The sequence below is a fragment of the Senegalia massiliensis genome (assembly GCF_009911265.1).
GTDB classification, from domain to species: Bacteria; Bacillota; Clostridia; order Tissierellales; family SIT17; genus Anaeromonas; species Anaeromonas massiliensis_A.
Window position 1 is genome coordinate 147,044 of the sequence record NZ_QXXA01000005.1, and the last position, 11,736, is coordinate 158,779.

Here is an 11,736-nt window from a genome sequence, read left to right on the forward strand (position 1 = left end):
TTTCATCTCCTTTTATTAAAATCACTACTACAAAAGTAGTGATTTTATATTAATCAATAAAAGCTATAGCTCTAATCCATCCTGCACTAGCATCTTTTATCTTGATTGGTAAACCCATAAAGAAAAATCCATGAGATGGAAGTTTTTCTAAATTAGTCAATTTTTCCATGTGATAATATTCTTTTTCTATTCCTGCAAAATGTCCTTCCCAAATCAAAGAACTATCTTTAGTTTCATTGAACTCTTCAGCAATATAACCTAATGGACGATCCCAACTCCAAGCATCAGTCCCTACTAACATTACTCCTTGATTTATTAACCACAATGTTGCTTTCTTACCCATTCCCGCTCCTGAGGTTAAATATTCTATAGTGCCCCACTTAGAAGAAGCTCCTGTTTTAATTAAAACTACATCACCTTTTTTTAGATTATAATCTATATCTTTTAATTTTTCTTTTAAGTCATCTATAGTAACTAAATATCCATCTGGTTTATCTGACATATCTAAAACAACACCATATCCCATAAATCTATCTAAAGAAATTTCATCTATACATGTTGCTCTTTCTCCATTATTCATTGTAGGATGATAGTGTACTGGTGCATCTACATGAGTTCCCGAGTGCGTTCCTAGTGTTATTTTTTCAGTTTGCCAACCTAATCCATTTGGTAAGTCATCTTTTGATGCTCCAGGAAAAAACCCTAGCATTTCATCTACACTATCTTCATGCCTATTATATTTAATTTCTGGAATCATCATAGGTGGATCACTTGGTAATCCATCTTGTATTGTAATACTTAAATCTATTATTTTTTTATCTTTTATAAAGTTAATCACGTTATTCCTCCTACTTTAAACCCAATATTTTTCTAGCTTCATCTGGTGTAGCTACATCATTTCCAGCTTCTTTTATAATTCTAGCAGCTCTACAAACTAAATCTTCATTTGTAGCTAATACATTTTTTCCATAATATATATTATCTTCTAACCCTACTCTTACATGTCCTCCCATAGCTATTGTAGCAAGTAGTATAGGTAAATGACCTTTTCCAATTCCAAATGCTGACCATGTAGAATCTTTAGGTATTAAACTTTTTAAATATGTTAAATTCTCTACAGTTGCAGTAGTACCTCCTGCCGCTCCTAAAACAAATTGATAATGTAAAGGACTATTTAAAATTCCTTTTTTCACATAATACTGAGCATTATAAATCATACCTGCATCAAATACTTCAATTTCTGGTTTAACATTATTTTGTTGCATAGTCATTCCTAACTTTTCTAAGAACTCTGGAGTATTTAAAAATACAGTTTTATGTTGCCAATTCATAGAACCAGCATCAAAAGATGCCATCTCAGGTTTCAACCTTATTAAGTGTTCTTGTCTAGTTTCATCAGTTGCATTTAAATCTCCTGAGGTAGTTAAATTAATAATAATGTTGCATTTTTCTTTAATTAATTTAACTGTCTTCTCAAACCTATCTGCAGACATTGTTCCTTCACCTGCATCATTTCTCATATGAATATGAGCTATAGCAGCTCCAGCTTTATAACATTTATAAACATCTTCTGCTATTTCTTCTGGAGTATATGGAACGTTTTCATTTAGCTCTTTTCTAGTTACCGCTCCAGTTATGGCTGCAGTTATAATAGTTTTTTGATTACTCATTTTAACCCTCCTAAATTCTTTCAAGTACCATTGCTACTCCTTGTCCACCACCACAACAAAAAGAAATTAAACCTTTCTTATTGTTTCTTCTTTTAAGTTCATAAAGTAATTTTGTAGCAAGAATTGCTCCAGTCCCTGCTAAAGGATGTCCTAAAGCAATGGCACCACCATTCACATTTAATTTTTCTTTGTCTAATTTCATATCTTTAATACAAGCAATAGATTGAGAAGCAAAAGCTTCATTCATTTCTATCAAATCTATTTCATCTAAATTTAATCCATTATTTGTTACTAGTTTATTGATAGCTTTTGCAGCACCAATTCCCATAATATTAGGATCTACACCTACACTAGTAGACATTACATATTTTCCTAATATTTCTAAACCTAATGACTCAGCTAATTCTCTTTCCATTAGTATTAATGCCCCAGCGCCATCACTCATAGGAGAACTATTACCAGCTGTAACTAAACCATCTTTTATAAATGCAGGTTTCAATTTAGACATATCTTTCATGTTAATATTTTTTCTCAAAACTTCATCTTTTTTAACAATATTAACATTCCCTTTTCTATCAACTAATTTAACAGGTATTATCTGTTCATCAAAATAGCCTTTATCCCAAGCAATTGCTGCTTTTTTGTGTGATTTTATGGAGTACTCATCCATATTCTCTCTTGTTATATTGTATTCTTTTGCTAAATTCTCAGCTGTAACTCCCATGTTTGGATTACCTATATGAGGTGGCGAAAACATTAAATCTTTAACAAACTCAGGCGTAGGAAAAGTAAATCCTTTTTCCATCTTTCTAATTATATATGGTCTCCTTGAGTCAGATTCTACTCCACCTGCAACTATAACTTTAGCCACTCCTAATTGAATCTTCATAGCTGCAATTGCAATTGCATCAATTGAAGAACCACATTGTCTATCTATAGAAAATGCAGGAACTTCAATAGGTATATTGGAATTTAAAGAAATAACCCTAGCCATATTATTTGTATCGTAGGCCATAAGATTACTAAATATAACTTCATCTATTAGTTTAGTATCTAAATTAATTCTTTCTATATTCTCTTTCACTACTAAAGTACCTAACTCCACTGGATCTACAGATGATAACGCTCCTCCATAACGACCTACTGGTGTTCTTACTGCTGAAACTATAACTACTTCTTTCAATTTTAACCCTCCTTTCTTAACATCGTATATATGCAACCTCCGTGCCAATCACTACAACCCAGTATTAACGCCCATTAGAAGAATTCTTATCTTTTTTATTTAAATATTTAATTTGTTTTTGTTCAATTAATTTTACAACCTTATTTAAAACCAAAATAATTTTGACATATACACTTGCTTTTGATGAATATAAAATAAACTGTCCAAAAAAGTTTACGCAAACTTTTTTGGACAGTTTATTTTATATCAAACTTTATAATTTTATTATATAAAGTAGTTCTTGATACTCCTAAGAACTCTGCTGTTTTAGTTTTGTTATTATGATTCATATTCAAAGCACTTATTATAATATTTTTTTCTAATTCATTTTTAATTTCATCTATATTTTTATCTTGAATTAACATATTTGTTGTATTCAATTTTCCTTTAAAATTTCTTTTGTTTTTAAAATAACCTTCAAAATGTTCCCATTTTAATTCTTTACCATAACTTATATTCATAGCTCTTTCTATTACATTTTGTAATTCTCTTACATTACCAGGCCAATCATATTTTTTTAAATTAGTATAAATTTCAGGATCTACCTTTGTAATATTCATACTTAATTCAAAGTTTAAATTAGACAAAATATCATCAAAAATCAAATCAATATCTTCTAATCTTTTTCTTAATGGAGGTATGCTAATTTTAATAACATTTAATCTATAGAACAAATCTTCTCTAAATAATTTCTTCTTTACCAACTTTTCCAAAGATTTATTTGCAGCTACAACTACTCTAATATCTATACTGATACTATCTTTTCCACCAACTCTTTCTATTTCTTTCTCTTGCAACGCTCTAAGTAACTTAGGCTGCAAAGTCATATCCAGTAAATTTATTTCATCTAAGAATAAAGTTCCTTTATTTGCTAATTCAAACTTGCCTATATTACCACCTCTTTTTGCTCCAGTAAAGGATCCTTCTTCATACCCAAAAAATTCTGATTCTAAAAGTTCTTTAGGAATAGCAGCACAGTTAACTTTTATAAAATCTTCAGAACTTCTGTCGCTTAAATCATGAATAGAATGCGCTACTAACTCTTTTCCTGTTCCAGTTTCCCCTTCAATTAAAACAGTAGACTTAGTCCTAGCAGCTAAATATATTTGTCGTTTCATTTCTTCAATTTTATCACTTTTACCAATGATATTGTCTATGGTATATTTAGAACCTCTAACATTCCTAAGTTCATTTTTATAATATTTTAATTTACTGCTCATTTTATTAACTTGATCTGAAAATAATAAAGCTTCTTCCATCCCCATCATAATAACTTGAATAAAAACTGCAATTATTTTATTATTTTTAAATATAGGAGTATATTGACTAAAAGCTTTCATATTTCCATTATTTTTAAGAACAATAGGGTGTCCTTTTATAAATTTTCCTGTTTTTAGCACTTTGTCTGCCTTGCTATCTTTGATTATATCCCTAACAAACTTCCCTTTTACATATTCAAATTTATACCCTATCATATCTTCCCAAGATTTATTTACAAAAATGTATCTTCCATCAGCATCTGTTATAGCTACTCCTACTAATTGTTCTATTATTTGTTTATACATATCATAATTATTTTCCACAAAGAATCCCTCCTATTTTAAAGAATTTCTTAATTTAATATAACTCATATTAATTATAAAAAGTCATTATATAAATAAAAGTATATTATAGTTTTATATCTATTTTTTTAAAGCAGAACTTATTAATTTCTATTAATTAATAGTCATTTTAAAAAGAAAAAGTAAAAATTCTGAAAAATATATTTCTCAATTTCTTCTTAAATTAGACTATTCCATCTTTATGTGTTAATTAATTATATTTTATACTTTATACCTTTCATAATCAACTATACTAAAATAAAAATAGATGATACAGAAGTGTATCATCTATTTCAATATATTTTAGTTATCTTTTTCTATTAAATTTTCAGTTTCTAAATCATAAGTATATTCAACTTCATTATTGTCCTCAATTACTTCTATATCAAAAGCTAATATATTATTATCATATTCAAGACTCCATTCATTAACTCTTGAACCTTCTTTTGATTCATCTAAAGCTTTTTTAACTAAAGATTCTATTTTAGATAATTGATCTTTAGTTATTTCTCCCTGTTCATCATCTAAATCAATGATTTCTGTATCATCACTTATAATGTCTCCACTTACAGGATTGATTCTAACCTCATAATCATTTTCATCATCATAACCTTCTACCACATATTGATATTCTGTCATGTTTTTATCTAGAGAAATCTCCCTGATTTTTGAATCTGAATGAGATTCCATAAATTTGTCATATACATCCTCTGGAGTAAGTTCAATATCCTCATAGCTTACTTCATCATTATTATCTACATCATCACCATTTAAATCACCATCACCACATGCTGTAAGTGTCAATATAAACACTAAAAATAAAGATAGTAATATACGTTTTTTCATTATTTATAAACCTCCTTAAGAATATTATACCCAAGAAGGTTAGGATTAATTAGGCTGTAGAATTTACATTACAATCTGTTTCTATTATAAGAAGAAAATAAAAAAGGCATGGACTCAAGTCAATTAACATTTACATTACAATCTGTTTCTATTATAAGACAAAAGAAAGGTGATTAAATGACTAAAAAGTATTACATTTACATTACAATCTGTTTCTATTATAAGTAGGTTTTTGTGTTATTTTTGTATCGCCAATATTTATATTTACATTACAATCTGTTTCTATTATAAATCTCCCAGTTAGTTCCTGTTGCTAATTCAGCATCAGTATTTACATTACAATCTGTTTCTATTATAAGGGGATAGCATGAAACTAGAATACCCTTGCAGAGAATGATTTACATTACAATCTGTTTCTATTATAAGAGAGAAATAAGCAGAGAAATAGCACAAGAAATATCTATTTACATTACAATCTGTTTCTATTATAAGTATTTGCCATTGCTAAAGCGTAATTGTCAACTAAAATATTTACATTACAATCTGTTTCTATTATAAGACCAATTTAATAGTGATTACGGACAAGGATGGACTTTATTTACATTACAATCTGTTTCTATTATAAGCATACTGTTTTTAAAAAAACACCTGTTACCATTGACAATTTACATTACAATCTGTTTCTATTATAAGTGATTAAATATCTTTCAATTTTACTCATTCCCCTTAAATTTACATTACAATCTGTTTCTATTATAAGGGAACAAAAGTTAAACGTGGTGATGTTGTGGGAACAAATTTACATTACAATCTGTTTCTATTATAAGGGATTCTGATATAGAAGAAATGACATATATGGAAACTATTTACATTACAATCTGTTTCTATTATAAGACTCACATCAGACCCAGAACTAAAATATCTACAAAAATTTACATTACAATCTGTTTCTATTATAAGAAAATCCGGATTAGTTAAAGTCTCTTCTATAGTTTCATTTACATTACAATCTGTTTCTATTATAAGGTAAGCTTACAGGAGACTTTAGACACTACTAGTGCTTTATTTACATTACAATCTGTTTCTATTATAAGCCATGCCATCTGAATAAGTTAAAATAAGGTCTTAGTGCATTTACATTACAATCTGTTTCTATTATAAGAAGAAGTTGAGAAATCATGCAGTATTGAGAAGAAGATTTACATTACAATCTGTTTCTATTATAAGTAAAATATTCGTCTTTTAGTGATTACTTAAAAGATATTTACATTACAATCTGTTTCTATTATAAGTGTAAATTTTTAATATGTTCATCTAATTTCCTAATAAATTTACATTACAATCTGTTTCTATTATAAGTGAATTAAAATGTATTGTATTTTTTAAATCTGTTAAATTTACATTACAATCTGTTTCTATTATAAGTTTAATGAAGATTTATTTTAAGGAGGTGAAAAAAGAATTTACATTACAATCTGTTTCTATTATAAGATAGGCAACATTGTAATAAATTCTTTCTTCTTCGTCATTTACATTACAATCTGTTTCTATTATAAGTTCTAAAAATCTTAATGGTAACTTATTTCTAATTTCAATTTACATTACAATCTGTTTCTATTATAAGTAAAGACTTACTAGAGATACAGAGAATAAAAGATAGTATTTACATTACAATCTGTTTCTATTATAAGTAACAAGAGAAACAAAAATGCCAGCCGTATTATTAGAATTTACATTACAATCTGTTTCTATTATAAGCAGATAGCTTTAAAAGAGCTTGCTTTAACTGGGGAATATTTACATTACAATCTGTTTCTATTATAAGTACAATCATCATAAACAGAAATTTCCTTCATTGATTTATTTACATTACAATCTGTTTCTATTATAAGTTTTATTCTTTTATTTTATATTCTTCTATAAGATACTTATTTACATTACAATCTGTTTCTATTATAAGAAATAATTCAGATAAATATAATGAGTGTAATACTGCAAGATTTACATTACAATCTGTTTCTATTATAAGCATATTTATTACCATTGTGAACAACTAGCTCAATTGTATTTACATTACAATCTGTTTCTATTATAAGTGGTGATATTGGGGTAGAAGGTGCAAGCCAATACCATATTTACATTACAATCTGTTTCTATTATAAGGCGTTTCATTGTAGCCATTGATTCTACTAGCTTTGATGTTGTATTATTGTCTCTGACTACTTATTTTTAAATTTCATATTAATGTTTTTATTATTTTATAGCTTATATTTAAATTTTATATTCAATTACTCAAATTTGTCTATCTCCCATGATTTTTACACTACTATAGGTCGACAAAGATAGAATTAAAAAAAATTAGAAGTCTTATCATCTTCTATTCCTAAAAATTCTTTAGTAAGCCATCTTTCTTCTCTACTTTTAAAAATGATTAATGAATCTTTATCTCTTCTTATATGTTCATTTAATTCCTGTTTTAATTGAAATAATTTTAACTCTGATAAATTGCCTTCAAAGACAGACATTTGAATATGAGTTAAATATCTTTTAGATATTTTAAATACATTTCTATGAACTTTCGCTCCTTTTTCATCTGACATTATATCATACATTAAAACTATATACATTAAATCACCACCATATTTTAAATCCTTCATATCTCTTTTCTTCACTGATATGTTTTATAATTTTATAGCACTCAAGCCTAATAAGATGCCTATATGATACTGTTCTATTTAAATCCTTATGCTTAATTGTTCTCATAAGTCTCTTATCATATTCCATAAGTATTTTCTTTTTACCTGTTTCTTTTAAATATAAATAATTAGAGTTTATTTCAAAATCGTCCTCTGTAATTTGATTTTTATTTAATAAAGAAAATATCATTCTTTCTCCTATCAAAGGCTTAAAAATTTCTGCAATATCTAAACATAATGAAAATCTCTTTGTTCCTGGCTGATGAATATAGCTTATAGTTGGATTCAACTGTGTTTTATAAATCTCTGATAAAACAGTTGTATAAACTAAGCTATTTATAAATGATATTAGAGAATTTATCATATTGTCAGGTGGTCTTTTGACTCTTTTATTAAAGTTAATATCTTGATTTACTATATCATTCCATCTAGAATAATATATCTTTCTTATATTACCTTCTATACCCATTAATTGGTTGATATCTTCAGCATCTTTCATTTTATTTCTTAAACTTTGAATTTCTTTCATAGACTTTTCTAAGTCTACATTTTTTCCGTTTCTTCCATTATAGTATCGTAAATTTCTATAAATATTATGTGAAGCAGATAATAAAAATTCTTTTGCAAGTTCTATTCTTAAATCTAGATTTTCATAATGTTTAACTTGATTTACTAATAAATATCCACTTATTTTAGTTTCTCTGGGATAAAAACTCCCACTATAAAAACCGTAGTAGTTAAATAAATGAATAATTATATTTTGTTGTGATGTGAAATTTAATAATTTTGTATTCATATCTAATTCTCCAAATATGTATATTTCATCAGTCACTTCTGATTTTAAATTTTTAGATCTTCCATCTGGAGTTGTAACTATTATATTATTATCTTTTCTTTTAAGCCTGCCATTATTAAATATATAAAAAGTTTCTCCCATAATCTCCTCCTAAATATAACAAAGTTCATAATAAGCACATTTTTTACATATTGGGGCATCTATTACTGCTGGTGGAACATGTAAGTTTTGTATTTTATCTATCTTTTCAATTATATTATTTATAGTATATTTATCATCTTCAGTTAAATATATTTCATTGCGCCTTCTAAGTAATGGATAATCTAATATGCCTTTTTCAATATCTACACCTTTTTCTTTTAATAAATACATATAATATTTGAGCTGCCATATAGCTGCATCTTCAATTTTTCTTGATTTCTTGACTTCATGTATCACTTTCCAATCTTTTATAAAATCAATATTAATATTTTCATCTATTAAAATATTTTTCTTTTCTCTTTTGTATGAATTTTCATCTATTAATTTACCTATTTCAACTAGTTCATTGCCCTTTTCCATATTTAAATCTTTACTGAAATACCACAGCTTTCTCTTACATATAAAATAATAGTAAAAAATTACACCAGTAACATTTTTCAAGTTATCACATCCTAGTTAAAAAAAGCGATTTTCTATTTCATTTTCTATTCCATTTTCAGATTTATCCTTTTTTATATATTCAATTCCATGTTCGTAGCTATATTTACAATCAAATATGGGGATTTTTTCATATCTATTTATTTCTAAATATTCCTCTATATTTCTAATGATTCTATGATATGGAATACTAGCAGTATAATCTTGTAATTTATTTCTTGCAATTCTTTTTTGAATTTTATATTTTTTTATTTCTTCATCGCTTAAATTTTTATCATATTTGAAATTAATGGTTGTTTTATATCTTTCAATTTCTTTTTTATTGCTTTCATAAACATCTTTAGGAATTACAGTTACACTATTTATATTCCTAAAAATCTTTTTCACTTCACTTTTACTTTTTTCAAAACTGTCTATCATTCTAATATAATTTATATTTTCTTTTATTTCTTTATAATACTCAGTATCTTTTAATTTTTCTGTATTATATATTTCTTTTATTAAATTCATTTTTTCTTCTTCTCTTATAGTGCCATCAAATAATTGTAAGGCTTTTTTTGATAAATTATATATATTTTCATCAATAAAGTTGCCAACTCCAGTATTTTTCTTTTCTCCTGCGTCAAAAACAAAACAATTATATCCTTCTTTGTCAAAACTTCTATTCCTATAACATCTACCCATTCTTTGAAATAAGCCATTCAAATCAGATAACTCAGTTACTAAAATATCAAAATCAATATCTAGAGAAGCTTCTACTACCTGAGTAGTTACCCATATGCCATATTCATCAGAATTCTTATCTCCAACCTTTAAGATATTATCTTCTTTTGATTTTCTATCTTTTTTTATGAAATTACTATGAAATAAATTGATATTTTCTACATCATCTTTTTTTAATTCCTTATATACTCTTTGCGCTTCTTTTACTGTATTGCATATTACTAATACTTTATTTTTATCATATAATTCTTTTATATATTTTGAATCTATTTTTTTATTTATAATCTTCAAACTGTGTCTTACTCTATTCTTCTTAGTAAATGTTTTAGGCTCCATAAATTCTATATTCTCTTCTTTAAGTAAATCTACTACTATATCTGGAAGTGTTGCTGTGAGTATTGCAAACTTTCCTCCAACTTCAGTTATATATTTCAATCCTACTATTAAATATGCTACTAAATCTGGAGAATACATTTGAATTTCATCTATTACAATTTTTGAATAAGAGAGAGTTGCAAGTTTTGGTTCAAACCCCCTATATCTAAATGTAAAATCAAATATTTGATCTATCGTACAGATTGTCAAAGGTAGTGATAATTGTCTTGTTTTAGTATAATATTCATCTATATCTTTATATTCATCTCTTTTGTCTAAATACTTATGGTAAGTATCAGAATGGAGCATCCCTACTTTTTTTTCATAATTATCAAAAATTATATCTTTTGTTATGCGATTATACATAGCATTTATAGCTGTTTTTAAAGGTAAAGTAAAGAATCCTTTATTATTTCCTATCCATAATAATCCTGCTTCAGTTTTTCCCATTCCAGTTTCAGCTATAGAAATGATATTTTTATTACTATTTTCTAGCATATGTTTCTGTAAATCATTCCATCCTGCATGTTTATCTTCTTTTTGCCAGGTATCCATAAGCTTATCTAGATTTCCTAATAAAAAATCATTTTTGTTTTCTACTGGAATATAACCACTAGCTGCATAATCTATTCTGTTCAATAGACCTTTAATAAGTAAATATTCATAAAAGAGAGTTTCATCTTCCTCTTCTTTTATATAATTTTTCCTAAAAAATCTTTTGCTTAATTCTCTAACATTAATATGTTCTAACTTATCATATTTAAATTTTTTTACTTCTTCTTTTAATAATTCTACTTCTTTTTTTAGTTCTTCTTCAGTATATTTTAAATCTCTCTCATGATGATAAGCAATAGAATGAGCCATTAACTTTATATCATCTTTTGAATATCCTTTTTCTTTTATTAAATATCTTGCATCAATAAATGCTAAACTAAGTATTCCATGAGGTATTTCATTCTTATGCCTAGTACCATTTTCAATTTTATCTTGAAATTTAAAATTCATTTTTCCTAAATCATGTAATAAGCATACTTCATATAATATATCCCAGTTTATCTCTAAACTAGGATATATTGATTTTAGTATATTATAATTTTTAATTAAATTATCAGTATGCTCTTGAATAGTTTCTTTAGGTTTTGATTTTGCTAAATAATTATTCATATTT

General features: G+C 26.4%; 9 protein-coding genes and 1 CRISPR repeat array. All 9 genes read right to left on the minus strand.

Going from position 1 to position 11,736, the window contains the following annotated elements; all coding sequences use genetic code 11:
• Window positions 1-49: 49 nt before the first annotated feature.
• The 9 genes from D3Z33_RS04865 to cas3 all read right to left on the minus strand — a co-directional run bounded on the left by D3Z33_RS04865 (window position 50) and on the right by cas3 (window position 11,732).
• On the minus strand, window positions 50-838 hold the full coding sequence (locus D3Z33_RS04865) for a cyclase family protein (protein ID WP_347561215.1): 789 nt from the start codon (window positions 836-838) through the stop codon (window positions 50-52).
• A 10-nt stretch (window positions 839-848) separates the two neighbouring features.
• Window positions 849-1,670, minus strand: a complete 822-nt coding sequence (locus D3Z33_RS04870) for a 3-keto-5-aminohexanoate cleavage protein (protein WP_160196657.1) — start codon at window positions 1,668-1,670, stop codon at window positions 849-851.
• A 10-nt stretch (window positions 1,671-1,680) separates the two neighbouring features.
• Window positions 1,681-2,853 (minus strand): thiolase family protein, encoded by a 1,173-nt coding sequence (locus tag D3Z33_RS04875; protein WP_160196658.1) that lies wholly within the window; start codon window positions 2,851-2,853, stop codon window positions 1,681-1,683.
• A 236-nt stretch (window positions 2,854-3,089) separates the two neighbouring features.
• Complete coding sequence (locus D3Z33_RS04880; RefSeq protein ID WP_160196659.1) at window positions 3,090-4,475, minus strand: sigma 54-interacting transcriptional regulator; 1,386 nt, start codon at window positions 4,473-4,475, stop codon at window positions 3,090-3,092.
• 321 nt (window positions 4,476-4,796) lie between these two features.
• Entirely contained in the window at window positions 4,797-5,339 is a 543-nt protein-coding gene (locus D3Z33_RS04885; protein WP_160196660.1) for a PepSY domain-containing protein, read from the minus strand.
• Window positions 5,340-5,400: 61 nt separating this feature from the next.
• Window positions 5,401-7,502: direct repeats of the CRISPR family, unit length 30 nt; unit sequence ATTTACATTACAATCTGTTTCTATTATAAG.
• Window positions 7,503-7,687: 185 nt separating this feature from the next.
• A complete protein-coding gene (gene cas2 / locus D3Z33_RS04890) occupies window positions 7,688-7,966 on the minus strand; it encodes a CRISPR-associated endonuclease Cas2 (RefSeq protein WP_160196661.1) in 279 nt (92 codons plus the stop codon).
• A gap of 4 nt (window positions 7,967-7,970) precedes the next feature.
• A complete protein-coding gene (cas1b, locus tag D3Z33_RS04895; protein ID WP_160196662.1) occupies window positions 7,971-8,972 on the minus strand; it encodes a type I-B CRISPR-associated endonuclease Cas1b in 1,002 nt (333 codons plus the stop codon).
• A gap of 9 nt (window positions 8,973-8,981) precedes the next feature.
• A complete protein-coding gene (gene cas4, locus D3Z33_RS04900) occupies window positions 8,982-9,473 on the minus strand; it encodes a CRISPR-associated protein Cas4 (RefSeq protein WP_160196663.1) in 492 nt (163 codons plus the stop codon).
• Window positions 9,474-9,488: 15 nt separating this feature from the next.
• Window positions 9,489-11,732: a CRISPR-associated helicase Cas3' gene (gene cas3 / locus D3Z33_RS04905; protein WP_160196664.1), complete on the minus strand. Its 2,244-nt coding sequence runs from the start codon at window positions 11,730-11,732 to the stop codon at window positions 9,489-9,491.
• Between the last annotated feature and the right edge of the window lie 4 nt (window positions 11,733-11,736).

Excerpts from the sequence above, each read along its gene's own strand:
- D3Z33_RS04870 (WP_160196657.1), bottom strand. The coding sequence starts at position 1,670 with ATGAGTAATCAAAAAACTATTATAACTGCAGCCATAACTGGAGCGGTA.
- D3Z33_RS04885 (WP_160196660.1), bottom strand. The coding sequence starts at position 5,339 with ATGAAAAAACGTATATTACTATCTTTATTTTTAGTGTTTATATTGACA.
- cas2 (WP_160196661.1), bottom strand. The coding sequence starts at position 7,966 with ATGTATATAGTTTTAATGTATGATATAATGTCAGATGAAAAAGGAGCG.
- cas1b (WP_160196662.1), bottom strand. The coding sequence starts at position 8,972 with ATGGGAGAAACTTTTTATATATTTAATAATGGCAGGCTTAAAAGAAAA.
- cas3 (WP_160196664.1), bottom strand. The coding sequence starts at position 11,732 with ATGAATAATTATTTAGCAAAATCAAAACCTAAAGAAACTATTCAAGAG.